The 26362-nt window shown below is 33.8% G+C and carries 21 protein-coding genes and 1 tRNA gene; 8 read left to right on the top strand and 14 right to left on the bottom strand.

Annotated features, from left to right (window positions below; genetic code table 11):
* Window positions 1-405: 405 nt before the first annotated feature.
* The 7 genes from B5X62_RS08155 to B5X62_RS08125 all read right to left on the bottom strand — a co-directional run bounded on the left by B5X62_RS08155 (window position 406) and on the right by B5X62_RS08125 (window position 8777).
* Window positions 406-1293: a pirin family protein gene (locus tag B5X62_RS08155; RefSeq protein ID WP_079666921.1), complete on the bottom strand. Its 888-nt coding sequence runs from the start codon at window positions 1291-1293 to the stop codon at window positions 406-408.
* 18 nt (window positions 1294-1311) lie between these two features.
* Window positions 1312-1596, bottom strand: a complete 285-nt coding sequence (locus tag B5X62_RS08150; protein WP_079666920.1) for a GNAT family N-acetyltransferase — start codon at window positions 1594-1596, stop codon at window positions 1312-1314.
* A gap of 27 nt (window positions 1597-1623) precedes the next feature.
* On the bottom strand, window positions 1624-2598 hold the full coding sequence (locus B5X62_RS08145) for a quinone oxidoreductase family protein (RefSeq protein ID WP_079666919.1): 975 nt from the start codon (window positions 2596-2598) through the stop codon (window positions 1624-1626).
* A 115-nt stretch (window positions 2599-2713) separates the two neighbouring features.
* The gene (locus B5X62_RS08140) at window positions 2714-4165 is read right to left on the bottom strand and encodes an efflux transporter outer membrane subunit (protein ID WP_079666939.1); all 1452 of its coding nucleotides are present in this window, start codon (window positions 4163-4165) and stop codon (window positions 2714-2716) included.
* Window positions 4146-7271: an efflux RND transporter permease subunit gene (locus B5X62_RS08135; RefSeq protein WP_079666918.1), complete on the bottom strand. Its 3126-nt coding sequence runs from the start codon at window positions 7269-7271 to the stop codon at window positions 4146-4148. The genes B5X62_RS08140 and B5X62_RS08135 overlap by 20 nt, the downstream gene beginning before the upstream one ends.
* Window positions 7272-7294: 23 nt before the next feature.
* The gene (locus tag B5X62_RS08130; protein WP_079666917.1) at window positions 7295-8377 is read right to left on the bottom strand and encodes an efflux RND transporter periplasmic adaptor subunit; all 1083 of its coding nucleotides are present in this window, start codon (window positions 8375-8377) and stop codon (window positions 7295-7297) included.
* A gap of 61 nt (window positions 8378-8438) precedes the next feature.
* Entirely contained in the window at window positions 8439-8777 is a 339-nt protein-coding gene (locus B5X62_RS08125) for a hypothetical protein (protein WP_079666916.1), read from the bottom strand.
* A gap of 359 nt (window positions 8778-9136) precedes the next feature.
* On the opposite strand from B5X62_RS08125, the gene B5X62_RS08120 reads away from it, so the two are divergent.
* The 3 genes from B5X62_RS08120 (at window position 9137) to B5X62_RS08110 (ending at window position 16160) form a co-directional block, all read left to right on the top strand.
* Window positions 9137-9484 carry a hypothetical protein gene (locus B5X62_RS08120; protein WP_079666915.1) on the top strand — a complete coding sequence of 116 codons (348 nt, stop codon included), beginning with the start codon at window positions 9137-9139 and terminating at the stop codon, window positions 9482-9484.
* A gap of 49 nt (window positions 9485-9533) precedes the next feature.
* Window positions 9534-10229 (top strand): peptidylprolyl isomerase, encoded by a 696-nt coding sequence (locus B5X62_RS08115; RefSeq protein WP_079666938.1) that lies wholly within the window; start codon window positions 9534-9536, stop codon window positions 10227-10229.
* Between the two features lie 228 nt (window positions 10230-10457).
* The gene (locus tag B5X62_RS08110; protein ID WP_079666914.1) at window positions 10458-16160 is read left to right on the top strand and encodes a DUF3320 domain-containing protein; all 5703 of its coding nucleotides are present in this window, start codon (window positions 10458-10460) and stop codon (window positions 16158-16160) included.
* A 93-nt stretch (window positions 16161-16253) separates the two neighbouring features.
* On the opposite strand, the gene B5X62_RS08105 is transcribed toward B5X62_RS08110, so the two are convergent.
* On the bottom strand, window positions 16254-17135 hold the full coding sequence (locus B5X62_RS08105) for a hypothetical protein (protein ID WP_079666913.1): 882 nt from the start codon (window positions 17133-17135) through the stop codon (window positions 16254-16256).
* A 112-nt stretch (window positions 17136-17247) separates the two neighbouring features.
* Entirely contained in the window at window positions 17248-18237 is a 990-nt protein-coding gene (locus tag B5X62_RS08100) for a phosphotransferase (RefSeq protein ID WP_079666912.1), read from the bottom strand.
* A gap of 324 nt (window positions 18238-18561) precedes the next feature.
* Here B5X62_RS08100 and B5X62_RS08095 point away from each other — a divergent pair, with 324 nt between their 5' ends.
* Together B5X62_RS08095 and B5X62_RS08090 are read left to right on the top strand one after the other, a co-directional pair.
* Window positions 18562-19770, top strand: coding sequence for a site-specific integrase (locus B5X62_RS08095; RefSeq protein ID WP_079666911.1), 1209 nt, complete (start codon window positions 18562-18564; stop codon window positions 19768-19770).
* Window positions 19771-20008: 238 nt separating this feature from the next.
* Window positions 20009-20728, top strand: a complete 720-nt coding sequence (locus B5X62_RS08090; RefSeq protein ID WP_079666910.1) for an AAA family ATPase — start codon at window positions 20009-20011, stop codon at window positions 20726-20728.
* On the opposite strand, the gene B5X62_RS08085 is transcribed toward B5X62_RS08090, so the two are convergent.
* The 5 genes from B5X62_RS08085 to mce all read right to left on the bottom strand — a co-directional run bounded on the left by B5X62_RS08085 (window position 20706) and on the right by mce (window position 23213).
* Window positions 20706-21146: a hypothetical protein gene (locus B5X62_RS08085; RefSeq protein ID WP_079666909.1), complete on the bottom strand. Its 441-nt coding sequence runs from the start codon at window positions 21144-21146 to the stop codon at window positions 20706-20708. The two genes, B5X62_RS08090 and B5X62_RS08085, sit on opposite strands and share 23 nt — an antisense overlap.
* Window positions 21139-21447, bottom strand: a complete 309-nt coding sequence (locus tag B5X62_RS08080) for a helix-turn-helix transcriptional regulator (RefSeq protein WP_079666908.1) — start codon at window positions 21445-21447, stop codon at window positions 21139-21141. The genes B5X62_RS08085 and B5X62_RS08080 overlap by 8 nt, the downstream gene beginning before the upstream one ends.
* Before the next feature lie 174 nt (window positions 21448-21621).
* Window positions 21622-22560, bottom strand: a complete 939-nt coding sequence (locus B5X62_RS08075; protein WP_079666907.1) for a hypothetical protein — start codon at window positions 22558-22560, stop codon at window positions 21622-21624.
* Window positions 22561-22678: 118 nt separating this feature from the next.
* Window positions 22679-22752 (bottom strand) — tRNA-Ile (locus B5X62_RS08070).
* Between the two features lie 62 nt (window positions 22753-22814).
* Entirely contained in the window at window positions 22815-23213 is a 399-nt protein-coding gene (gene mce, locus B5X62_RS08065; RefSeq protein ID WP_079666906.1) for a methylmalonyl-CoA epimerase, read from the bottom strand.
* 201 nt (window positions 23214-23414) lie between these two features.
* Between mce and rbfA the strand changes: the two genes are divergently transcribed.
* From rbfA to B5X62_RS08050, 3 genes are all read left to right on the top strand, one after another.
* On the top strand, window positions 23415-23777 hold the full coding sequence (rbfA, locus tag B5X62_RS08060; protein WP_079666905.1) for a 30S ribosome-binding factor RbfA: 363 nt from the start codon (window positions 23415-23417) through the stop codon (window positions 23775-23777).
* A gap of 5 nt (window positions 23778-23782) precedes the next feature.
* On the top strand, window positions 23783-24973 hold the full coding sequence (locus B5X62_RS08055; protein WP_079666904.1) for an ABC transporter permease: 1191 nt from the start codon (window positions 23783-23785) through the stop codon (window positions 24971-24973).
* A 69-nt stretch (window positions 24974-25042) separates the two neighbouring features.
* Window positions 25043-26182 (top strand): endonuclease, encoded by a 1140-nt coding sequence (locus tag B5X62_RS08050; protein ID WP_079666903.1) that lies wholly within the window; start codon window positions 25043-25045, stop codon window positions 26180-26182.
* Window positions 26183-26362 lie beyond the last annotated feature (180 nt).

Below are 26362 nucleotides of genomic sequence, written 5' to 3'. Positions count from 1 at the left end.
ATAAATATTTAATGAACAATCTTTTTTTGGTCACTTAAAAGGCAATCTCAATATTCATAGAGGTCTTACCAAAAGTAGAAGAAAGCAATTTATCCAATGGTATCTTTTTTACAAAAATCAAAAACAATAATACATTAGGTAGTTAAGGTTTTTTTTAGCCATAAAGCTGTTCCAATAATTTACAAAGAAGGATGGCAAAAGCCACCCTTCTAAACTATTGTTTACAGCATTGATTGTATTGCTAATAAGTTGCTCCTCAGCAGAGCTCATTTCCTCTTCCAATCAATCTCAGTATATTACAAAATATTTTGTGAAAAAACACCAACTATTTTTGACCACATTACCATTTTAAAACATAAAAAAAGCTGCTCAACAAAGGGCAGCTTTCTATTTTTATTTTAAAAATTATTTAAGAGAAGACACTGGTAAAGGCACAAATTCGGTCTCGCCCGGCACTTTCGGGAATTTTTGATCCTTCCAATCGTGTTTAGCTTGTTCGATTAATTCTTTACTAGAGCTCACAAAATTCCAGTGGATATAACGCTCTTCAGGAAAAGCTTCACCACCAAAAATATAAACTGTTGTATTAGCAGCCATTTCAAAAGAGCATAACTTGGTATCTTTTGCAATCAAAATCTGTTTTGGATCATAAGCATTTCCATCATTTTTGATTTGACCTTCCAAAATATAAAGCGCACTTTCACCATAAAGATGCTCACCGATATTTACTGTTTTAGACTCATCAGACTCGTTGATAATTTCAATAAAATAAAGCGGACTATGCACTGGCACAGGAGATTCTTTACCAAAAGCTTTACCAGCAATTAGTTTTATTTTAAGACCATCTTCCTCCCAAGCTGGGATATCTTTAGCTTCGATATGATGAAACGTAGGTTCCGACTCCTCCAAATGTTTTGGCAAGGCAACCCAAATCTGTAAACCATGAAGTTTTTTATCAGTATGACGAAGATTCTCGGGCGTTCTCTCCGAATGGACAACACCTTTACCAGCCGTCATCCAGTTAACTGCGCCAGGGTAAATTTCTAATGCCGAACCAATACTATCACGATGCATTATCGCACCTTCGAAAAGATAAGTTAATGTCGACAAACCAATATGCGGATGCGGCGGAACATCTAGATTCTGATAATCTTTAAGCTCTGCAGGTCCCATGTGATCTATAAAAACAAAAGGACCAACGGATCTTTTCTCGATGAAAGGTAAAAGTCGTCCGACCATAAAATTTCCGATATCTGCGGCACGTTCTGGGATGATGATTCCAATATTTGACATATTATTTTTTATTTAAATTTAAGCAACAATTCTATTCCACTCGGGGTGATTCTGCAAATATTTGACCACTAAAGGACAAAGTGGGCGTAATTTTTTTCCACTTTCTTCAATCGCCGCCAAAGTTTTTTCGATAACAGCAGTAGCAGCGCCTCGTCCTTGCAAAGCTTCTTCAACCTCTGTGTGAATTAACGTTATCGTAGCATCGCTTTCTCTATAAACGATAAAAGCTTTAGCGCCATCAATTTCTATTTCGTATTGTTTATCCGTTTTCACTAACGGAATATTTTCAAATTCTGGTTTCATAATATTTAGGTTAAAATGATTTTAAATTTAATCAGCAATTTTAATAACAAGGCGTTTTCCAGCTTCAACATCTTTATTCCACGCCTTTTCGATGTTCGAAAGCGGTTCGACATCGGTTTCAATTTTTAATTTTCCTTCCGCTGCCAATTCAAACATTTGTGGAAGTATATTTTTATGAAAATCTTCCAAATCCTTTGGTGAAAGACTTCCAAAACCAGAGCCCAAAATCTCAACATCTGTACTTCTCAACAATCCAGAACCTAGATTAATGTTAGCACCAGCCATTTCGCCAACGGTCACAATTTTAACAGGTTTTGCTTCGTGGCTTACACTAGAACCTTTCACAGATTTCAAAATCAGCTCCATTGGTTTTCCCCAAAGATAATCGATGACAATGTCAATATGGTGTTCTTGATGAATGTTTTGCAATTGTTTAATAATCGCTTCATCCTCTTGTTTTAACGGAACAACGATATCAGCGCCAAAATCCACTGTCTTTTGTAAAAGTGCTTCGTTACGTCCAGTAACGACAATTTTTCCAGCTTTATAATATTTAGCCAACTGAACAGCTAACATGCCTGTAACGCCCGTCGCACCATTGATAAGGATTGTTTGACCTTCTTCAATTTTTGCGCGATACAATAACGCCATTGCCGAACCAATAATAGCATTGGGTAAAGCAGAAGCCGTCTCAAAATCTAGATTCTCTGGCAAAAGCGTAATCTGATGAGGTGCAACCAAAGCCTGTTCTGCGAGCATTCCTGTGATACCTTGTGCATACACACGTCGTCCATCAGCTAAAATCCCAACGCCATCGATACCAATAGTTGTTGGCAAATTGCTGTAACTCGCATAATGCGTCCCTGAAGCTCTCGCCTTATCCAAATTTTTAACAGAAGCCGATTTAACATTTAATAAAAGTTGATTCTCAGAAGCTTTCGGTGTTTCAAAATCACTATAAATAGGTGCTTCACCAAGTTGGTTCAAAATTGCTGCTTTCATTTATTTTTTTATTCAAAATTAAATTAAAACAATAACATATCAATTGATCTATGCTAATAAGAAAATTTTAAACAAAAAAAGGCTGCCCTCTCGGACAGCCCCACCACATCACATATTAACGGTCTAATTTTCCGCCGAGGGCTTTAAATAGAAGAACGTTATTTCTTGTATTCTGGAACTGAAATTCTAATAAATTCAGTTCCGCATTGAGTTTGCTTCGTTGCGAATTGATTAATTCCATATAATTGGCATAACCCGTGAGATACAAATCGTTGGAAACTTCAATGGCGTTATCCAAAAATTTAACCTCATCGCTTTTGAGTTTTAAAACTTTTTGAAAAATTTCGGTTTGTTTTAAAATAGATTGCAATTCGTTGTAAGCCGTCGTCACACTTTTTTGATAAGTGATAAATGCAATTTCTTGCTCCTTATTAGCAACATTAAAATCGTGTTTCAATTGTCCTTTATTAAAAATTGGAACCATCAAACCACCCAATAATTGACCAGCCAACGAAGCGGGATTAAATAGCTTATCCACTGAAAATGAATTCAATCCGACGTGTGCACCCAAATCTATTTTTGGATAAAATGCAGCTCGTGCTGCCTTTGCATCTGCTTGCGTAGCTTCCAAAACAAAATAATTGGAAATAACATCCGGTCTGGAATGGATAATAGAATTGACATCCATCGACTTATTCAACATAGCTAAATTAGTTGCTAAAAGCTGATTGCTACGTTTCACTTCGCCACCGTAACGACCTGTCAAAGTCGTAATTGCTTGTTCTACAGAAACAATTTCAGCTTTTATGTGTTCAATCTCAGCAAGCCAGTTGTTGTTTTGCGCTCGAAATTGTTGAACAGCCAATTCCGTCGCCTTCCCTACTGCACGCTGTGCCGAAACAATTTCGTAAGCACGCTGTTGAAGTTTGAAGTTTTCTTGATAAATATCCAATTTGGTGTCCAATGAAACCAATTGATAATACAAGTTTGCGATTTCTGTAAATAACTCAACCTGAATTAATTTTAAACCTTCTTCAGATGCCAGATACTTTTTCTGAGCGGCTAATTTTTGATTTTTAAGCTTTCCCCAAGCGTCGATTTCCCAAGAACTTCGTGCACCCAACCAATAATTTGGTGTTATATTTCTGTTGACTTTTTGGTCTTCGGTGATGTTTCCCGACAAATTGGTGTCGTAGTTTCCAACACCTTCCATCGTGTATTTTCCGTAATGGTCGCCACTTACAACGGCTCCAATTTCCAAAGATGGCAAAAATGACATTTTGGAACGTTGCAAAAAGCTGTTCGCAATTTCGATGCGTTGTTGTGCAATTTGGAAATCTGGATTGGCTTTTACAACCTCATCAAAAAGATTCAACAATTCGGGGTCGTTAAAATAAGTTCTGAGTTCAACTTGCTGATTCAAATCTAATTTAACATCAGTTTCAGAAACCGCAGTTGTGGGGATTTCTTTTGCTTTTTTAATCTCGGCAACTTGTGGCGTAGCGCACGACATCACAACAAGCGATAAGATTCCTATTTTAAAATATTTATTTAGTTTGTTGTTCATTTCGTTCTTTTCTTTGTTCAAGTTTTGCAAAAAAGATGTAAAGTCCTGGGATAATTACCAATCCGAAAACGGTTCCGATAAACATACCTCCCGCTGCTGCTGTACCAATCGAACGGTTACCGATAGCACCTGCTCCAGAAGCGATTACCAACGGAATAAGTCCTGCGATAAACGCAAAAGAAGTCATCAAAATCGGACGAAGTCTTTGTCTTGCACCTTCGATGGCTGCCGGAATAATGTCGTAACCTTCTTTGTTTCTTTGGATGGCGAATTCTACAATCAAAATGGCATTTTTCGCTAAAAGTCCAATCAACATCACGAGAGCAACTTGGGCATAAATGTTATTATCTAAACCAACCGCCATCAAAGCGATGTACGAACCAAAAATCCCAGTCGGTAAACTCAATAAAACAGGTAACGGCAACAAGAAACTTTCGTATTGCGCTGCCAGAAGCAAGTACACGAAAATCAAACAGATAATAAAAATGTAAAAAGTCTGGTTTCCAGAAAGGATTTCTTCACGCGTCATTCCCGACCATTCAACATCAAAACCTCTTGGTAAACTTTCCTTTGCAATTCTTTCAACAGCCGCAATAGCGTCTCCTGAGCTGTATCCATTGGCGGGTTCACCGTTAATCATCGCCGACATATACATATTGTAGCGCGTTAAAACTTCGGGACCGTAGACTTTTTCAATATTAATAAAGGTTGAAAACGGCACCATTTCGCCCGAATCATTTTTAACAAACAATTGCAAAATACTTTCTGGCGTATCTCTTTGGTCTGGACTCGCCTGAACCATTACTTTGTACATCTGACTAAATCGGATAAAATTGGTCGCGTAATATGAACCCAACAAAGTCTGCAAAGTTGACATTGCATTGTCCACCGAAACGCCTTTTTTCGCTGCCATATCGTAATCCATCGTGATTAAATATTGCGGGAAAGTGGCATCAAAACTCGTAAAGTTGTTTTGAAGTTCTGGCGCTTCATTTAGTTTTTTAACAAAATCTTTCGTGATTTTATCCGTATTTTCTATGCTTCCGCCACTTTTGTCCAATAGACGAAGTTCGTAACCACTCGTATTTCCAAATCCCGGAACCGTTGGCGGTGCAAAAACTTCAATCTGAGCATCCGAAATATCTTTCGTTTTCTCGGAAAGGTCGGTGATAAGATCGTTTACAGAAATGTTTCTTTCTTTCCAATCTTTAAGGTTAATCATCGCCATTCCGTAGCTGGAACCTGCAATTTCAGTCACGATGCTGTAACCTGCCAAAGTGGTTACGTTTTCGACACCTTCAATCTTTTTCGCGATTGTTGTGACTTCATCCAAAACCTTTTCGGTACGCTCTACCGTTGCACCTTGTGGCGTTGTGACACTCACATAAGCCATACCTTGATCTTCCATTGGGATAAATCCTGATGGTAAAAACTTAGCCGTAACCACCATTAATCCTATAAAAAGGAATAAAACACCAAACGTAACACTCGTTCTTGTCGCAAATTTGGAAAGAATATTCGTGTAACCATTCGTCAGTTTTTCAAAACCTTGATTGAATTTTGCAAAGAATTTATCAACTATATTTTTCTTTTTCTCGTGGTTGTGAGGTTTAAGAATAATCGCACACAAAGCTGGTGTCAACGTCAAAGCATTAACGCCCGAAATCACGATACTAATTGCTAAAGTCAAGGAGAACTGTCGATAGAAAACGCCGACTGGACCATCCAAAAATGCCACAGGAATAAACACCGCCGACATGACAATCGTAATCGCAATTACAGCTCCCGCAATTTCTTTTGTTGCTTCAATGGTTGCATGAAGCGGCGCCATGCCTTCTTCCATTTTTACGTGGACCGCTTCTACGACGACAATTGCGTTATCGACGACAATACCAATAGCCAAAACTAATGCAAATAACGTCAATAAATTAATGGAAAAATCCAACATTTGCATAAACGCAAAAGTTCCGATAAGTGCCACTGGAACGGCTAAAACTGGAATTAAAGTTGAACGCCAATCTTGCAAGAAAATAAACACCACAATTCCTACCAAAATAAAGGCTTCAATTAATGTGATTAAAACCGCACTAATCGACGCATCCAAGAAACGCGAAACATCGTAAGCCATATTAAACTCCATTCCTGGTGGGAAAGAAGTCTCTTTTAGCTCCGCCATTTTGTCTTTAACGTTTTTAATAACTTCCGATGCGTTGGAACCTGGACGTTGCTTCATCATAATCGATGCTGACGGACGACCATCGGTTTTAGAAACCATTCCGTAGTTCATCGCCCCGAATTCTACGTCAGCAATGTCTTTCAACTTTAAAATCGTTCCACTCGCATCCGAACGAATCGGAATTTCCTTGTACTGCTCTGGTTGGAAAAATTTCCCTGTATATTTAATCACATATTGGAGCTGGCTATTGGTTTTACCCGAAGTTTCGCCAACTTTTCCAGGAGCTGCAGAGATGTTTTGTTTTTGTAAAGCTTTCACCACATCTTCCGCAGAAACTTTGTAAGCCGTCATCTTTTGAGGGTCCAGCCAAACTCTCATCGAGTATTCTTTTTGACCCATAATTTCGGCACGTCCAACACCGTCAATACGTTTTAGTTCCTGAAGAACATTGATATCTGTAAAGTTGTAAATAAATTGCTCGTCCTGACTTTCGTCTGTAGAAGTAATATTAAGATACATCAACATACTGTTCACCTCCTTTTCGGTGGTTACACCAGCACGAATTACTTCTTCGGGAAGTTCGTCTAAAATAGTTGTCACACGGTTTTGTACATTAACTGCCGCCACATCGGGGTCGATACCGACTTCAAAGAAAACCTGAATCAACGTTAAACCATCATTGGACGTCACAGTTGACATATACGTCATCCCAGGAACACCATTAATAGCACGTTCCAGCGGTAAAGCAACAGCGTTTGCAGACACTTCGGCATTCGCGCCAGTATATTTTGCCGTAACCGTCACCGACGGCGGAACAATATCGGGGAATTGCGTGATTGGAAGTTTCATTAAAGCCAAAATCCCCATCAACACAATAACAATCGAAATCACTAACGAAAGAACTTTTCGTCTAATAAACATTTCTACCATAATAATTTATTTTTGAATGTTTATTATTTTTTAACTCGAATTGTTTGTCCGTCACGAAGCGCTTGAGTCCCTTCCAGAACGATTCTATCACCCGTTTTAAGTCCAGATTCTACCATATAAGAATCGCGCAAAGTGTTGGCAATTGTGATGTTTTTCATTTTCACTTTGTTGGCAGCATCTACGACAAAAACATAAACTTTATCTTGAATAGAAAACGTTGCTTTTTGAGGAATGATAATCGATTTCGGTTGGAAATCCGAAATCACCAATTTACCTGACGTTCCGTGTTTAATTAAACGATCTGCATTCGGGAATTCCACTTTATAACGGATGGAACCCGTCGCTTGATCAATTTCCCCTTCGGCAGTTTTTAGAACACCATTAAAATCATATTTAGCACCATTTGGAAGCACCAATTCAATTTTGTTGGAGTTGTTTAATTTATCATTTTTTTGAAGTTCAAAATATAAATTCTCAGGAATCGAAAAGTAAGCGTAAATCTGATCCAAATAAGACAAAGTCGTCAGCAGCGAGCCATTCTCCACCAAACTTCCATCTTTAAAAGGAATAACGTCTATAACACCATCGAAAGGTGCTGTAATATTGGTAAAACTCACTTTTTGAAGTACCGCTTTACGTTCTGCATCCGCATAAGAACGTCTTGCTTGCGCTGCAGAAAGCTTGGCCTTCATCATGTCTAATTCGTTTTTGGCAACGAAATTTTTATTGAACAAAGATTGCAACTGACTAACCTCAACTTCAGCGATTCTTACATCGGCTTGAGCTTGTTTTAAAGTTGCGTTGGCTTTCAACAAATCTATTTGTAATTCGGCATCACTAATCTTAAACAGCAGTTGACCGCGCTTCACAAATTGACCTTCGTGTGCATAGACATGTTGCATAATGCCCGACATACGCGAATGGATTTCGATGTTCTTTTTTGCTTGAATATCAGCAACAAATTGGTTGCTAACAAGTGTATCTTTTTCTTTGATGGTAAGGACAGGAACTGCTTTTACATCATCTTTTTTTGCAGCATTTTCTTTGCCACAAGAGCTTACAGACAATAGCGCAACAAGGCCTATTATCCAATATTTAATTTGCATTGAAATTTAATTAGGTTAAAATACTTTTAAAATAATCTAAGATTGAATTAAAAAATATTTCCTAATAAAGCTGTAAAAGATGGAGAAAAGATTTGACGCCACAACGCAGTCGCGGACTATCATTGGTGATAAAAGTTAAGTTGCAGTCACTTTCAACTTCTAAAAAGTCAAAATAAAAATTTTCAAGATAAATTATCTTTTTTGAAACTTTTGGAATCGTGCGGTTGGCCGAAAAAATATCTTGCTCGTTGTCGCTATGTTGACAAAACTCTGGAACGATAGTATCTACAGCATACAGAATTGCATCCGGTGTTTTGGAGACATTAGAGTTTCCAAAAACACTGATGGTCGCAAATAATAGTGAGAAAATAAAGAATTTGAATATTCTACTCAGTTTCATAAGCTGCTGTTACAGATATTTTATGCAAAAATAAAACTTAAAGATTATAGATACAAATAATAGAATGTTAAATAATTATAAATAAATTCTATGACAATTGTCAGTTTTGTCTTTCTTAAAAAATTAAAAACTCATTTCTAAATTAAATTTAAAATCAGTTTCATTTTAAGTAATATGATTAATATTTCAAATTTTATCATTATTCTTTTCAACTTTATTAAAAAATATAATTCTGACTTAAAAAAAAGAAAATATTTAACAACCTGAAAATCAATCAAAATTATATAATGCAAATTTCGCAATCATAAATTATTATTTTTAATTGAATAGTTTTACATCTGGAACTAAAATTAGCTTATATGAAAGAACTTGTATTTAAACTATTATCCGAAGGTGGAAGCTTAAAAATCGAAAGAGAAAACAATAATCAAGTTGAAAAATTTCTTTATTATCACAACGAATACGACCCTATTGCTGAGGAAATCTTGAGCGATTTTGTCACAGAATACGAGAACTTTGAAGACGCTTTTCAAACGATTAATAAAAAATATCCTTGGTATCGACTGCATTTGGATTTTGTCCACGAAGATTACAAAAAATATGTCAAACTGGAATTATTAAAAACCTTGCGACATCATCAAATTCCTTTCAGTGATCTTAACTATCATCTTGATAATTTGAATGATAAATTAGATTTAGAAGCTTAAACTTTGTTTGAAAAGATTTACCTTCCCTTTATTAAAAAAATTAAAACTTATGGCACATTACAATAAATTTTTGATTGTTGGTTTAGCGCTTGTAGTAAGTTGTACAACCAGTAAACCGACTGTTCGCGATTATCAAAAAGATGTTTTGCTACACACCAATTACGGCGATATGGAATTGCGCTTAAGTGATTTGACACCAAAACATCGCGACAATTTTATCACTTTGGTAAAATCAAAATATTACGACGGTGTACTTTTCCATCGGGTTATCAAGAATTTCATGATTCAGTCTGGTGATCCAGACAGTCGTAACGCGCCAGCAGGAACACCTTTGGGAGAAGGAGGTCCAAAATATACAATCCCTGCAGAGTTTAATACCACTTTGTTTCATAAAAAAGGTGCTTTGGCAGCAGCGCGAGAAGGTGACGATGTCAATCCGCAAAAAGCAAGCAGCGGAAGTCAGTTTTATATTGTTCAAGGGAAAGTATGGAGAAATGGTGCGTTAGACACACTGCAAGTAAAACGACTAAATGGTGCTATCATCCCCGAAAATCGTAGAGCAATTTATACAACCGAAGGTGGTACGCCACATTTAGATGGAAATTACACTGTATTTGGACAACTCATCAAAGGCTTCGAGGTTCTTGATAAGATTGCGACCGTCCCGACCAGTTCTGGAAACGACAAAGATCGTCCATTAACAGATATCCGAATTATAAAAGCCAAAATGGTAAAGCGAGAGTAATAAAAGAGCATTTTTTTCAGCAATAATTGAGAATAATAATGCTAAGGCATCAATAATTTTACGGTTATCCGTAACCTTTTCTGTACTTATTTTGATAAATTTGAAACAATGTTTAAAAGTTTCAACTTAAGTACATTTTTAAAATCTTTGCTCAAATTGTTTTTGATGCAAATATTGTTAATTTCAAAAAATCGTCGCTTTCTAGCTTACTAAATCTTCCATTTTAATATGACTGAATCTCCAATTCCCGAAATCCTTGTAAAACACAGTCCTTACTTCAACTATATTTTTTGTTTAAACAAATACAATTTTCTGTACGAAGTTGTAATTGAAAATCTGGGAGAACATCACAAGAATCTAAAATTAGAAATCACTTCTAGCTTAGGAATTTTTGAAAACTATGAAATTTTTATTGACGATTCTTCCAACTACAATATCGTTGTGAGGAATTTTGATTTTCAATACCAATTAAACTTTTTAAAAAATCTTACCGAAAGAGATATTGACAGCATCAAAATCACAGTCTTTGCTGATAATTTGGAGCTTGTTTCGACACATTTCCAAATTGATGTTTTGCCGATGGATTATTTTGGTGGACTTCGCGCATTTCCGCAATTGTTGAGTTCTTACATTACCCCGAATCATCCTTCGATCTATAAAATAAAAAGCGATGCTGTAAAAATCCTTGAGCAGAACAACTATTCTCCAGCTTTTGAAGCCTATCAAAGCCATGATAAAGAACGCATTTTGCAAATGCTTTCTGCGTTGTATAAAGCGATTCAAAACCAAGAATTAATTTACAGCGCCATGCCTCCAAGTTTTGAAGAACAAGGACAGCGCATTCGTTTGGTTGAACAAGTTTTGGAAACCAAATTCGGGAATTGTATCGACATCACCCTACTTTTTGCGGCTTGTCTAGAAGCCATCGACCTTAACCCGATAATTGTTTTGACGAAAGGTCATGCTTTTGTTGGTGTTTGGTTGGAAGATAAACGTTTTGATTCCATGATTAATTTTGACCAAGCAGCGATTTCAAAAAGAATAGCTTCTGGCATTAAAGAAATTGCGTTGATAGAAACTACTAGTCTTTGCAAAGGCAGCGGAATGCCTTTCAGTAAAGCGATTTCTAGCGCGGAAACTCAACTGATGAAAGAAGCCGATTTTCTTTTATCCATCGATGTTAAAAATACAAGATCAAACGGTATTGTTCCGTTGCCAATTTTAAAAAATGATTTTAGTTTTAAAAAAGAGGTTAACAGCGGCAACAATTCCACAGATTTGGACGAAGATTATGACCTTGGCGAAACTTACGATAATCTCGAATTAACCGATTACAGCAACCTCAGCAAGCAAAAAATTTGGGAAAGAAAGTTATTAGATTTATCCTTGAGAAACAATCTTTTGAATTTACGTTTCACAAAAAGTATGCTCCAAATTGTTGATCTTAAAATCAATCTTTTGGAAGACACTTTGGCCGACGGCAAAACATATACGATACAACCCGATAACAATCAACCTGTTACACGAAAATATAATAATTATATTTCGCCACTTCATCCGTCTCAGGATTTGTTCAAACTGGCGGAAGACGAATTCAAATACAATCGGCTTTTAACGACTTATCACAACGATGATCTGGATACAATTCTGACTAATTTGTACAGAAATTCGAAGCTTGCAGAGGAAGAAAACGGAAAAAGTACGCTTTATCTTGGACTTGGATTGCTAAAATGGTTTGAACCCAAAAATAGAGACAATCCACGTTTTGCGCCTATTTTATTAATTCCTGTTGAGCTATCTCGAAAATCAGTCAATTCTAAATTTAACTTACGAAGTCGCGAGGAAGAAACCATGATTAATATTACATTAATCGAATATCTGAAGCAAGAATTTAATCTAAATTTAAATGCTTTAGAAAACTTGCCGATGGACGATCTTGGCGTTGATGTTCCAAGGGTTTTAGCAATTATTCGAAACACTATTCTTAACCTTGAAGGCTGGGATGTTTTAGAGCAAATTGTATTGGGAACTTTCTCTTTCAACAAGCTTATTTTGTGGCAAGATATTTCCAAATATTCTGACGAAATCCAGAAAAGTTCCATTGTAAAAAGTCTGATAGACGGCAAACTATCTGAAAAATTAGAAAATGTTGACGGTAACGATTTAGAACTTGAAGAACTCTCGGCTTCGGCTTTGACATTGCCAATTCCGACTGATAATTCGCAATTGAATGCTGTAAAAAATGCGAACCAAAACAAAACTTTCATTCTCCATGGTCCTCCCGGAACGGGAAAATCGCAAACCATCACCAACATTATCGCGGATGCTTTAGCGAATAACAAAAAAGTCTTGTTTGTTGCGGCAAAAAAAGCTGCTTTGGATGTTGTGCATAAGCGATTAGAAAATATTGGTTTGGCGCCTTTTTGCTTGGAACTGCATTCTAATAAATCTAAAAAATCTGATGTTTTAGTTCAATTTGAAAAAGCTTTGGAAACGCCAAAATATCAATTAACAAAAGATTTTTTAGAAGAAGCTACTCGACTGGACGAACGAAAAAAAGAGCTCAACAAATACGTTACACAACTGCATCATAAAAACCAAATTGGTTGGAGTTTGTACGATTCTATTTCATTTTTGGAACAAAATAAGATTGGCTTTTCGGATGTTGAAAAACAGTATATTGATTTTCAAAATCTTACGATAGCAAAATGGAATAATTGGAATGATTGGCTTGTTCCTTTTGCTTCTGTTGTTGAGAAAATTGGACAGCCAAAAAAACATCCGTTGTATTTGGTTAAGCTGAATCAACATCAGTTTGAACATCAAAATGCTTTATCTACAAGCATTGACAATTACCGTTCTGCAAATGAAAACTCGGCAAATCTTTTTAATAAATTTAAAATTAATGAAGATAAAATTTCGGATTTTGAAAAAGTTTTAGATTTCATTAAAGCTCATAAAATCGAAACAAAACTTTTTGATTTTCAATTTAACAACGAACAAAAAACCCAACTTCAACAATGGATTGAGCTTAATTCTAAAAAACAAAATTTAGAAACAACTATTGGTCAAAAATTCAATCGCAGTATTCTTGGTGCAAACTTGGACGAATCGCGATTGACATGGAATCAGGCGAAACATACTTGGTTTCTTCCAAAATGGTTGAAACAACGAAAAGTAAAAAGTCAATTGCAAGGTTACGCGAATTCTAAAATAGATTCGGAGCAAAGTGTTGACCAAATTTTCAATCAATTAGAAGATTTTCAAGATTCTAAAAACAAGCTTTCTGAACGTAGATTTGAGGTTTTCAATGTTTTAAATTCAACATATTTTAAAAATGAAAATCTAGACGTAGATTCTTTGAAAACTGATGCGCAAACTATTGAGCAATTAGAAAATTTACTAAAACAAACTTCCATTGAAAGCCCTGAAGAATGGTTAAAAACTAATTTTGTTCAACAAAATATTTCGGCAAAAATTACGCAACTTTCCACCACTGCAAAGAATTTTGAAGAAGCTAAAAATAGTTTAGAAAATTATTTATCGGAAATCCCGACTTTAGAAAAACTGAATGAAATAAAAGCCAATCTTCATCAGCTCGAAAACTGGATTAATTACAATATTTACAAAGGAAAAGCTTCCGAAAATGATTTAAAATGGTTTGTCAATTTATTAGAAGACGGAAAATTGAATCCAAATGCCATTCAGTTTGAATTTAATAAAATTTTGCATTTCAACAACTTCTTACAAACGACCTATCAATCGGAAGTTCTTAATAGTTTTGACGCCAATATTTATGAATCTCAAATCAAACGATACAAAGATTTGCACAAAGAATTTGTTGATATTTCTAAAAATCAATTAATTGTAAAACTGAGTTCGAACATCCCAAATTTTAACCAAGAAGCAGCGCAAAGTTCCGAGATTGGATTTTTGCAAAAAGCCATTCGCAGCAAAGGTCGTGGCGTGTCTATTCGTCGATTATTTGACCAAATTCCGACTTTAATTCCGAGGCTGAAACCTTGCATGTTGATGAGTCCGATTTCTGTGGCGCAATATTTTGATGTTAATACCGATCATTTTGACTTGGTAATTTTCGATGAAGCGTCTCAATTACCGACTGCAGAAGCCATCAGCGCATTGGCACGAGCTAAACAAGCCATCATTGTGGGCGATCCAAAACAGATGCCTCCTACAAGTTTCTTTTCGTCAACAAAAATAGATGAAGAAAACATCGAAATGGAAGATTTAGAAAGCATTTTGGAAGATTGTTTAGCGCTTTCGATTCCGTCCAATTATCTGCTGCGACATTATAGAAGCAAGCACGAAAGTTTGATTTCGTTTAGTAATAAAAACTTCTACGACAGCAAATTGTTGACCTTCCCTTCTCCCGACGACCTCAACCAAAAAGTAAAGTTTGAACATGTCCATGGCTTTTACGATAAAGGAAAAACGAGAACCAACACCAACGAAGCATTGGCGATTATTAACTATATCAAAAATCATTTTTCGTCGGGCAACAAAAAGTCCATTGGTGTTGTAACTTTTAGCCAAACCCAACAGACTTTAATTGAAGATTTGCTTCAAAAATTGTTTCAGGAAAACCCAAGTTTAGAAGAGTTTTCGATGAATACTGACGAACCAATTTTCATTAAAAATCTTGAAAATGTACAAGGCGACGAGCGCGACATTATTTTGTTTTCTATTGGTTATGGACCAGATGAAGAAAACAAAATTTCTATGAATTTTGGACCTCTCAATCGTGATGGCGGTTGGAGAAGACTGAATGTTGCAGTTACCAGAGCGCGTTACGAAATGAAAGTTTTTTCTTCCTTAAAAGGTGACCAAATTGACCTAAACAGAACGAAATCTGAAGGTGTAAAAGCTTTAAAAGATTTCTTAAATTTTGCAGAAAAAGGAAATTTTGCATTGGGATTATCTTTTCAAGAAAACTCTAAAATTTCTTTAATTGAATCAATCGCTGAGAATCTAGAAAAACAAGGCTTAAACATCAAAAAACATATCGGAACTTCCGACTACAAAGTGGATTTAGGAATTGTAAATCCTGAAAATAATAAAGAATACATCCTCGGAATTTTGGTGGACGGCGACAATTATTTTAACATCCATACAACCAACGACCGAGAATTGCTTGCACCAAGTGTTTTAGGAGCTTTAGGCTGGAATGTGCATCGTATTTGGACTTTGGATTGGTTAAAAAATAAAGATAAAATTGTTGCTGAAATTTTAGAAAAGCTTGAAATTTTAAAACATCAAAAAAAAGAGGAAATCATTGAAGAAATTAAGCTTTCTGAACATGACGTTTTTAAGTCTCAAAATAGTTTATTAGAAGTTCAAGATATTGTTTATTCTAAAGCGATGATTCCTTACGAATTTGCGATTGTTGATATGGCTCCAAATGCCAATTCAGAAAGTATTTATTATTTTGAAAACAGAGCCTTAATCCTTAAACAAATACAAAACATTATTGCTATCGAAGCACCGATTAGTAAAAATTTGTTGTTTAGAAAGATTTTAAAACTTTGGAATACCACGCGAGCTGGCGCAAAACTCAACAATTATCTTACGGAAATTGTTGATAGTATTGCTACAATTTCTAAAAACGCAACCCACCAAGAATTCTATTGGAATGAAAATCTGAGCCCAGAAAATTTGCGAAACTATCGCGATAATTCCATTGAGAAAAGCAGTATTGAAGACATTTCGCAAGAGGAACTAAAATTAGCAATCATGGAAATTATGGAAGCCAACTTGAGTTTGAGTAAAGAAGATCTTGTTCGCCAAACCTCTAAAACATTTGGATTTATGAAAGTTGGGACACAAATAGACCATATTATTACATTGGCTATCAGAAAACTAGTTGAAGAAAATAAAGTAAAAATGATTGATTTTCGGGTGGTTATTTGTTAATAAAAATTATAGCCTTGAATTTCAATTATTCAAGGCTTTTTATTTCATTTTTATCAATAACCGAAGTAGATAGTTTAGATTTTAATTCGGTTTTTACAGTTTAACAATAGTCGAATTAGCTTTATTAACAACTAAAAAATATTGTTTCTTATCCGCTCCAGAATCATCAGTAATTTGATATTTGACTTCGGTTTTAGACTTTTTTATAATTTTAGTATCGTATATAAATGAAAGACAACTTTCGGTCAAAAACTCGTCTGTTTTTTTAATATTCCAATTTTTATCAAAATAGATAATTCGATAACCTTTTTCGTCATCGCTTGCGCCGCATTGTCCACAAGCATTATGATTGGAAATACTTTCGAAATAAAAGATCAATCGATTTTCTGATTTGTCTTCCGTTAAACTATAAAACTGATTGCCACCATAGCCAGCAAACACTTTTCGCAAATTAATTTCCTTTTGATTGGGAAGTTCAAAATTCTCCAATTTTCTACCAATAAATATATCATCAGTATCCAAAAGGATTTCTGTAGTCTTATCTGCGTTCTTAAACTCGCCTTTGAAAGTTTTAGTTTTATTTTCGGAATAAAAACATCTATCGAATGATAAAATTTCTTCTGGATTGGAATTCCGATACAAACTATCTATTGTTGAATTGCTAACCAAATTTTGAAGTTTAGATACCACAGACTTTTGGTTTTTTCCAAAATTAAATAATTTCATGTCGCAGCCTTTCGTGTAACCATTCAAAGGGATTTTTGTTTTGTACTTATCGTAATAATACCAACCTTCGACAAATCTGTCGTAGTCATCGCAATCGATAATATCTTGGTTTTTCAAAAAAATCGTTAACGGACTACCTTGAATATTACCTTTAAATTGAACAGAATTCTCTGATTTCGTAATCACTTTATTTTGCGAAAACATGAAAACCGAAAGCAGAAAAAGAACAAAAGAAAAATTGTGTTTCATTGTACTATAAAGAATTGATTTATAATGAAAAGTGTTGTCTAACCATAAAAACCACCTATTCATCTGCTTTATTAAGTAATATTATCGCTTTGCTAGGTTTATCAGTAATGTATTAAATTTTACTTTTTTCATCATAGTAATTTAGCCATTTTTTTATTCTACCAACAAACATTTTAAGATAATTCTCTGTCAGAAAAATATTAGACCAATCAAATCTTTGGGCTTGTACACCAAGATAAAAAATAAAAATGGAGGCTCCCGCTTCTGGAATTAAATTCAATTCTTTTTTGGATAAATTCCTTTCTTTTTTGTAAGCATTTAGAAAACTTTCAACTTTCGATTCGTAAATATTTTTGTCTGCTTCTATAAAGAATAATTGTTTACAAAAATAACCGATGTCTAAAACCAAAGGACCATTTCCACAATTATCGAAATCAAATATTGTAATTTCATTTTCTTTATTTACCGCCAAATTATCGTACCAAATATCCAAATGAACTATGCCTTTTTGGTCATCGGAGAAATCGGTTTCTTTAAAACGCTTTTCTAATTGCGAGGAAATTTGTTTTAGATATTTCATTTCATCTAAATCTCCTGAAAAAAACATGTTTAGCTTATCATAGGCTTTGTATATCAAAACATCGCTATTGTAATCTACTCTGTCGATTCTTTTTCTCGCCGTTACATTATGGATTTTTGCCATCATCGATCCAATTGCTGCGCAGGTTTCGTTAGTCATAAAACGCATTTTTTCACCTTTCGCAAATGTGAAAAGTACAACATATCTTATACCTTCTGGCGTATCTATTTCTAAGATTTGACTTCCATTTTTATTGGGAATTGGAGTAGAAATTGAAAGATTATGCTTTTTGAGTAATATTAACAATTCCAATTCTTCTTGAATTTCAAGTTTGGTTCTCCAATTATGACAATATACTCTTATGACATATTTTGTATCTTCATTAGACAAAAAATAAGTATGATTAACGCCAGTTCTAAAAAGAGAACATTCAAAATCATTATTTAACTGGTATTGCTCGATAATAAATTCACCTAATTCTTTCGGTGACAAAATTGAGGCGATAACTGGGAAAGTCTTCATTTAGCTATTCGGTTTGGTGAAAATAAAATACAAAATATAAAGTTGAAAAATATAATCAAAATAAGACGTCAACAATTATACATACTTAGATAAAAAAAGCACCTACATAAATGTAAGTGCTTTATACTCAAGTGGCCCCACTTGGGCTCGAACCAAGGACTTGCTGATTATGAGTCAGCGAAATTTTCATTTCATTCTTTTTCACATTCTTTCAAAACCATCGTATTTAAAGGAATTTTAAATATAAAAAATATTTTTAATTTCATTTAATTTCCTATTTTTTCTATTTTTGTTAGACCTATGTTAGACCTTTAAAATATTTTCATGGCATCATTAAAATTTATTCTTAAAAATAAAGCACATTCAAATGGTTTGTTTCCTATTTATCTAAGGGTTACTAAGGATAGAAAATCAAAATTAATTTCTACTGGTTTTTATTGTGAAAAAGCTCATTGGAATGATAACAAAAATGAATTTAGAAAAACACATTTACAGTACCAACAAAAAAACTCCACTCTTGAAAAAATAAAAGCAAAAGCTGAAAAAGTATTTAGTGATGCTATTGCAGAAAACAATGATTTAACACTACCCGAGTTTGAAGAACTATTCTTCAGCTACAAAGCAGAAAAAAAAATATCTGTAAATGAATTTTGGACAACTACAATTGATAATTTGACAAAATCAGGTAGAACTGGAAATGCAAGATACTACGCAGATTGCAAAAGAGCCTTCTTCAATTTCTTAAATAACAAAACTATCTACTTTAGAGACATAAGTCCATTACTACTAGATAAATATGAAATTCACTTAAGAACTAGAGGATCTTCAGATAGTGGTATAGCTGTAAGAATGAGGGCTATAAGAGCTTTATATAATGATGCTGTAAAAAAAGGCTTAATTTCAAAAGATAATTATCCTTTTGATGCTTATAAAATTTCAAAATTAAAAGCCTCAAGCAATAAAAGAGCTATTTCATTTGATAACATCCAGAAAATAAGAACATTAGACCTTACAATAATCCCACAACTAACTAACTCAAGAAATTACTTTATATTCAGCTATTATACAAGAGGCATGAACTTCTATGATATAATGAAACTTAAATGGGACAATATTTCTGAAGGATTAATTATTTATACTCGAAGCAAAACAAAAACCAAGCTAACTGTCAAAATCACTGAACCAGTGCAAGAGATTCTTGACTATTATAGTAAAGGGAAGAAAAAAACAAAATACATTTTTCCTATTATTCTAAATGATGAATCTTCCCCAATTCAGCTAGAGTACAGAAAGGAAAAAACATTAAAAAAATTCAATAAAGATTTAAAAAAAATAGCTGAACTATGTCAAATAGATGCCAGTCTAACAAGTTATGTAGCTAGACATAGTTTTGCAACAAATCTAAAACAAAAAGGTGTTTCCACAGACGTTATTTCTGAAGCAATGGGACATCAAAACATTGCCATAACACAAGCTTATTTGAAAGATCTTGAAAATTCAGTAATAGATGAAGCAGTAGAAAAACTTCTATAATAAAAATCAATTTCTGCTAATTACAACAAAGTGCTAAAGTGCCAAAATTTTGCACAACCAAAAAAAAGACAAAATACCTCTAACTACAACAAATAATCATAGTGTATGAAAAAAAAAATAAAATTTTCAGCACTTTGGCACTCATATTATTCTGAAAAATCATTAAGAAAATTATTAATCCTTACAAATATTTTGTAAGGATTTTCAATTTAATATTAACATTTAATTTTAAAAAAAAATGCAATTAAGACAATCTGAAAGAAAGCAAGCCAGAATCAAAATGGCTTTACAAGGATCTGCAGGATCAGGAAAAACCTACTCCTCCCTAATCATAGCAAAAGGAATGACAAATGGTGACTTCTCTAAAGTTGCTATTATAGACACAGAAAATGGAAGTGCTGATTTGTATGCACATTTAGGAACTTATAATGTTCTTTCTTTAAAACCTCCTTTCACACCTCAGCAATATGTTGATGCAATCAATATCTGCGAAGAAGCAGGTATGGAAGTAATAATTCTTGATAGTATCTCGCATTGTTGGGACTACTTACTGGATTACCATAGTTCCCTAGCAGGAAATAGCTTCACCAATTGGGCTAAAATTAAACCTTTGGAAAAGCTCTTCATTGACAAAATCTTACAATGCAAAGCACATGTTATAGCAACAATGCGCACTAAACAAGATTATGTCCTAAATCAAAAAGATGGTAAGTTTGTACCTGAAAAAGTAGGTTTAAAATCAGTACAAAGAGATGGATTAGATTATGAATTTACTCTGGTCTTTGATATTGATATTAAACATTTTGCTGCAGCAAGCAAAGATAGAACAGGTTTATTTATGGGAAAACCTGAATTTAATATTACTGAAAAAACTGGTGAAGAAATTTTAAAATGGTGTAATTCAGGTAGTATTTCTGATAAATCTACACCATTAACTAACCCCAGTTATCTTCATTAAGAACTTTTGTTTTAATTACCTTCATTATATCTGAATTATCCGCAAATGATATTATACTTCTTCTTTCAATTCTTATTAATTCATATCCTCCTTTTGGCATTTTCAACCTGCAAAATCCGTTATCTTCCAAAAAAGTTAAAATTTTAGCAATCTTAAATTCAATAATATTCCCTGCATTTGTTGTTACAATATTGTAAAAAGTAGATTTCTTGTCACCTTCTAAATTGATATCTATCAAATCAAGATCTTTAGTCTTTAATACTGGTGTAGCCTTCTTAACTGCTACATCACTCTTAATAATTTGTTCTTTCATAATTTGTTTTTTAGAAATTACTGAGTCTATAATTTCATTTTTCTGCTTTTGTGTTTTTGACTCTTCTCCAAACACGTTTCTGATTTCTTCAGTTTTTTTAAACATGTACTAATTTTGTTTTTGTTAATAAATTTGTGCAGTAATCATCGTAAACTGCATCTTTAGTTTTAATCTCCCCTTTTAGTATCCAAGCATTGAGCTCTGATCTTTTAAAAAAAATCAACTTACCTAATGGCTTGTAGTGCGGAATTTCTTTTGCACTAGTCAATTTGTACAGATAGGATTTACTGACCTTTAAATAATTTAGAGTTTCTTCGAAATTCAACATTTCTTTGGCAGAGATGCTAATAACATTAATTTTGTTTTCTAGCTCTTTTAGAGCTTCAATAATTTGGTTATTTACCATTTTTTTAAAAATTTAAATTTTTAGTTTCAGTCCCTCTGAAACTTTCGATGGCAAACTTCTTAGAAAAATAGACTAACATAACTTTACACATATAAGTAAGGCTAAGTTTGTAAGTCTATTGAAACAAAAAAGCAACCCATAAAGGTTGCCTTATAAATAATATTTTATTGAAATCTAAATTTTAGAAATTATTGAATCTAAAAGGTCACTCTGAGCACAAGTTTTTGTTCTTCTAAAATCAGAAAGGGATGACTTCAAACTATCACTATTAAAAACATTACCATCATTCTCTCGAAATACATACAATATTTTTTTTCCAAAGTCAATGGAGGGTATCTCATTTATAAATCCATTTTCTTCAAGTTTATCTATAAAATAACAAAGAGAAATAATACTTGTTTTTCTACTTTTCCCAACAAGTAACCAATTAATTCCATTAGTAACAATTTCTCCAGAAAAAGCATTATAAAAATCTTCAAAATTGGCATCAATTACTTTAGAATGAGTAGTAAGCATTTCAAACAAATTTTTTAAATGATTTTTTTTTGAATCAAAATGCACAACATGCCAATTGAAAGAATCAGCGTTATTAAATTTAGAAAGTTCATTTTTCTTTATCGAATTTTCAAAATTAGTAGATCTGAGTTTAAATTCTGAAGAAAATAATTTACAATCCTTAATCTTTAAATTTATAAAATCATCAATTATAACTAGTGTTTCATTTACAAATGGATAATCAGAATACAATTTACAACTATAATCTAGCAGCATTTTGAGTCTATTCTTTAATTCTATTAAAAAAAATAATGGCGAATTATTTTGGAATCTACTTTCCAAAATAAGTAAATTCAGATTTTCAATTATTTTTTCACATTCATATTTAATTTCATTTTGAAAAACATTATAAAAAGAATAGGTTTCTATATCTATTGACCAAGTTTTTGAGTCCTCATCATAAAAACCAAGCTCAACCGTTACAATTCCATTAATATCATCAACATTTTTTAGATATGGTAATAATCCTTCCTTCTGATCTCTTAGCCATTGTTGCTTTTTAATTTCTGACTTATCTATTTCTAATAATGACTCAAAATATATTAAGGGATTAATCATGTTATAAAATTAAGAGAAAAAACATTCTAAATAAAATACAAAAAAGTTAGACCTATGTTAGACCTATATAAAAAACAAAAAGCACCTACATTTCTGTAAGTGCTTGATTTAAAATAAGTGGCCCCACTTGGGCTCGAACCAAGGACTTGCTGATTATGAGTCAGCTACTCTAACCAACTGAGTTATAGGGCCTCAAAATTTGGTTAAATTTTGTGAGTGCAAAAATACTAATTTTTCTGTGCTATGCAAATTTTTTATGCCTTTTCTTGGCACAATTCTACCAAGACTCCATTTGTAGATTTTGGATGTAGAAACACAACTATTTTATTATCAGCGCCATCTTTAGGTTCTTCTGATATAAATTGGAAGCCTGCTTTTTTTAATCTTTCGATTTCGGAATGGATGTCGTCAACGCCAAATGCGATATGATGAATGCCCTCTCCTTTCTTTTCAATGAATTTTGAAATGGGACTTTCTTCTTTTGAAGCTTCTAAGAGTTCGATTTTGGAATCACCAACTTGATAGAAAGAGGTTACAACGCCTTCGCGCTCTACGCTTTCTTGTTTGTAAGAGTCTTTCCCTAACAGTTTTGAGAATAAGTCGTCGGATAATCCTAAGGATTTGACGGCGATGCCGAGATGTTCTATTTTCATGTTTTAGATCTTATTATGTTTGCGTGAGGGCGAAGTGCATTGTTGGAGCTCTTCCCCAGTGGCGGCTCCGCCGCCACTGGGGAAAGCGACTGCACGTAGACCGACCCGATTGTTTTTGGCCTAGGCAAGCTTCTGGCTTTGCTTTGGAAAAACAACGGGGCACGCCCATATTATATCAAACAAAAGTATTAAATTTGCGCCATGAACGAAAGTAATAGACAAAGAAAAGTCGCACAAATTATACAAGAGGATTTTGCTGAGCTTTTTAGAAAACAATCTGCGGATAGTAACCAGAATTTTCTAATTAGCGTTAGCGACGTTAAGGTGACTGCCGACCTTAGTATTGCTAAGATATATTTGAGCATCTTCCCCGCGGAATTGCGCAAACCAATTATGAAGGAGATTGAGGAAAATAAAACTCAGTATCGTAATTTTATTGGGCAAAAAATGGGAAAACAGGTGCGTATTATTCCTAATTTATCATTTTATCTTGACACAAGTCTTGACGATGTAGAACGTATCGAAAAGGAACTAAAAGGCGAAGGCGACAATCCTATTTTGTAAGATTTGTGAGAAATAATCCGCTTTATATCGCATCGCGTTACATTACTGCCAAAAAAGGTAGTCATGCTGTAACTTTCATCACTTGGCTTGCTGCTTTTGCGATGATGATTGCAGTGGCGTCGATGTTTGTAATTGTCTCTGTATTTTCTGCATTAGAAGATATCAACAGTGATATGATTGCAAATCTGCATGCGGATCTCACTATTAAAAGTAAAAACGGAAAAACGCTTACAAACATTAAAGACATTAATAGTCTTCTAAAATCGAATACTAATGTCGAAAGTTTTTCTAAAATAATTGAAGAAAAAGTCTACATCAATTACAAAGACAATGGCGAAATAGCCTATCTGCGTGGTGTAGATTCAGCTTATACTCTCGTAAATCCGATTAACAAAACAGTGTTATACGGGACTTATCCAAGTTTTGAGTATTCTAACGAAGTTTTGATGGAAGGCCAACTTGACAATCGTCTGGCGATACCAGTCAACTCTTCGCAAGATTTTGCGACCATCTATATGCCGAAAGCTGGGAAAGGCATTATCCAGCAAGAGGATGACATTTTTAACAGAAAAGAAATTTATGTTACTGGGATTTTCCCGAGCAATGATCAACTCAACAATTATATTATTGCGCCAATTGAATTATCTCAACAGTTATTAAATCTTCCAAAAGACGCTGCTTACCAAGTTGTTATTAAACTTAAAAATCCAGATTTAGCAGACCAAGTTAAATTAAGCTTATTAAATCAACTGAAAAACACTGTAGAAATAAGTACAAAATCTGAAGAGAATGCCGCTTTTTGGAAAATGATAAACACCGAAAAACTAATGATCTACTTGATATTCTCATTGGTGATTTTCATTACAACTTTTAATTTGGCTGGAGCTGTTATTATTTTGCAACTAGATAAAGCGCCACAAGCCAAAACACTTCGCTCGTTAGGTTTTACGCAAAAAGATCTTAATACAACATATTTTAACACAGGTCTACTAATTGTAGTTATTGGGGTAATTTTAGGTCTAGTTGTGGGGACAATTTTATGTTTTGTACAGATACAAACTAATTTCTTCATGGCTGGTGAGAATCTTCCTTTCCCTGTTAAAATCACTCTTTTCAACTATGCAATTGTTTCCGCGGTTGGTTTATCTTTCGGATTATTAGTTGCTTACATATTTTCTAGAAAGTTAAAACGCTAAATTTTAATTTTAATTTAATTATTGAGATGAAGTTTAATCTGTAATTTTACAGTCAAATTTTATCTCGATATGAAAAATTTTTCTATTCTTATAGGCTTGACGATTTTTGGTTTCGCCTCTGCACAAATCCCGAATGGATATTATAACGGAACTGACGGACTAACTGGTGCCGCACTGAAAACTAAACTAAGTCAAATTATTACAGCAGGTCACGTTGATCAAGGTTACGGAAGCGGATCCTCTGGACTTTGGTTAGCTTACAAAACTACCGACAGAGATCAATACTACGAAAAAGACAACACGATTCTCGATATGTATTCGGAAAACCCTGCACCATCGGAACCTGGTACAGTTAACGATTCTTACGAATATAACTATGGATCTGCAAATGCTGGTGGCAACCAATGTGGAAGTGCTAACCAAAATAATGAAGGTTTCTGCTACAACAGAGAACACTCTTTACCAAAAAATTACTTTGGAGGACAGAGCGCATCCCCGATGTCTAGTGATGCCAACTTTATTATTCCTTCCGATTATTATGTCAATTCTCAAAGGTCAGATTACAACTATGGCGAAGTAGGAACAGCGACAAAAACTTTCACAAACGGTACAAAAATCGGTAATTCTATAACACCTGGTTATACAAATACCGTGTTTGAACCAATTAACGAATTCAAAGGTGACTTTGCAAGAATGCATTTATATTTCATCACAAGATATGAAAGCAGACTTCCATCTTTTTATGCTTTGAACAAACCAGAAACACCTTTTGATGGAAGCACTTACCAAGGTTTTAAAACTTGGTATATCCAGATGCTTTTGAGGTGGGCAGCACAAGATCCAGTTTCGCAAAAAGAAATTGACAGAAATAACGCTGTCTATGCCTTCCAAGGTAATAGAAACCCTTTCATAGATCATCCAGAGTGGATTTCTAAAATATGGACAAGCAATATGTCTACAGACGACTTGGCGTTTTCAAAAAACTACAAAATATATCCTAATCCTGTAAAATCTGGAGGCATTATAACTGTTGATGGTAAAAATTTGGAGCAGTATACTAAAGCATGGATCTACAATATTGTAGGACAAAGAGTTATGGAAATTGATCAACCCTTCAAAAATGGTAATACAATCCAAATTCAAAATTTACCAAAAGGTCTTTATATTTTAAAAACAAAAGAACTAAATACAAAGTTTATCGTAGAATAATTTAGTTTGTAATAAATCTGAAAAAGCATTCATTTAGTTATGAATGCTTTTTTTGTTAATTATAGTTTTTTAAACAATCTTATAGAGATTTTTGGGAGCTTTAATTTTATTTTCAAAAGCTAAACATTCTTTAAAATTAAAAAATATCATTAATATAAACGAAATTTAATTTTAAATATA

This window comes from Soonwooa buanensis, assembly GCF_900167905.1.
Lineage (GTDB): Bacteria > Bacteroidota > Bacteroidia > Flavobacteriales > Weeksellaceae > Soonwooa > Soonwooa buanensis.
Note: the sequence above shows the minus strand (reverse complement) of the source record. Positions and strands in the feature narration are given on the sequence as shown.

Coding starts and splice junctions, on each gene's coding strand:
- B5X62_RS08155 (WP_079666921.1), bottom strand. CDS start 1,293: ATGTCAAATATTGGAATCATCATCCCAGAACGTGCCGCAGATATCGGA.
- B5X62_RS08120 (WP_079666915.1), top strand. CDS start 9,137: ATGAAAGAACTTGTATTTAAACTATTATCCGAAGGTGGAAGCTTAAAA.
- B5X62_RS08145 (WP_079666919.1), bottom strand. CDS start 2,598: ATGAAAGCAGCAATTTTGAACCAACTTGGTGAAGCACCTATTTATAGT.
- B5X62_RS08100 (WP_079666912.1), bottom strand. CDS start 18,237: ATGAAGACTTTCCCAGTTATCGCCTCAATTTTGTCACCGAAAGAATTA.
- B5X62_RS08075 (WP_079666907.1), bottom strand. CDS start 22,560: ATGATTAATCCCTTAATATATTTTGAGTCATTATTAGAAATAGATAAG.
- B5X62_RS08085 (WP_079666909.1), bottom strand. CDS start 21,146: ATGTTTAAAAAAACTGAAGAAATCAGAAACGTGTTTGGAGAAGAGTCA.
- B5X62_RS08140 (WP_079666939.1), bottom strand. CDS start 4,165: ATGAACAACAAACTAAATAAATATTTTAAAATAGGAATCTTATCGCTT.
- B5X62_RS08105 (WP_079666913.1), bottom strand. CDS start 17,135: ATGAAACACAATTTTTCTTTTGTTCTTTTTCTGCTTTCGGTTTTCATG.
- B5X62_RS08080 (WP_079666908.1), bottom strand. CDS start 21,447: ATGGTAAATAACCAAATTATTGAAGCTCTAAAAGAGCTAGAAAACAAA.
- B5X62_RS08050 (WP_079666903.1), top strand. CDS start 25,043: ATGAAAAATTTTTCTATTCTTATAGGCTTGACGATTTTTGGTTTCGCC.
- B5X62_RS08125 (WP_079666916.1), bottom strand. CDS start 8,777: ATGAAACTGAGTAGAATATTCAAATTCTTTATTTTCTCACTATTATTT.
- B5X62_RS08115 (WP_079666938.1), top strand. CDS start 9,534: ATGGCACATTACAATAAATTTTTGATTGTTGGTTTAGCGCTTGTAGTA.
- B5X62_RS08150 (WP_079666920.1), bottom strand. CDS start 1,596: ATGAAACCAGAATTTGAAAATATTCCGTTAGTGAAAACGGATAAACAA.
- B5X62_RS08110 (WP_079666914.1), top strand. CDS start 10,458: ATGACTGAATCTCCAATTCCCGAAATCCTTGTAAAACACAGTCCTTAC.
- B5X62_RS08090 (WP_079666910.1), top strand. CDS start 20,009: ATGCAATTAAGACAATCTGAAAGAAAGCAAGCCAGAATCAAAATGGCT.
- B5X62_RS08130 (WP_079666917.1), bottom strand. CDS start 8,377: ATGCAAATTAAATATTGGATAATAGGCCTTGTTGCGCTATTGTCTGTA.
- rbfA (WP_079666905.1), top strand. CDS start 23,415: ATGAACGAAAGTAATAGACAAAGAAAAGTCGCACAAATTATACAAGAG.
- B5X62_RS08135 (WP_079666918.1), bottom strand. CDS start 7,271: ATGGTAGAAATGTTTATTAGACGAAAAGTTCTTTCGTTAGTGATTTCG.
- mce (WP_079666906.1), bottom strand. CDS start 23,213: ATGAAAATAGAACATCTCGGCATCGCCGTCAAATCCTTAGGATTATCC.
- B5X62_RS08095 (WP_079666911.1), top strand. CDS start 18,562: ATGGCATCATTAAAATTTATTCTTAAAAATAAAGCACATTCAAATGGT.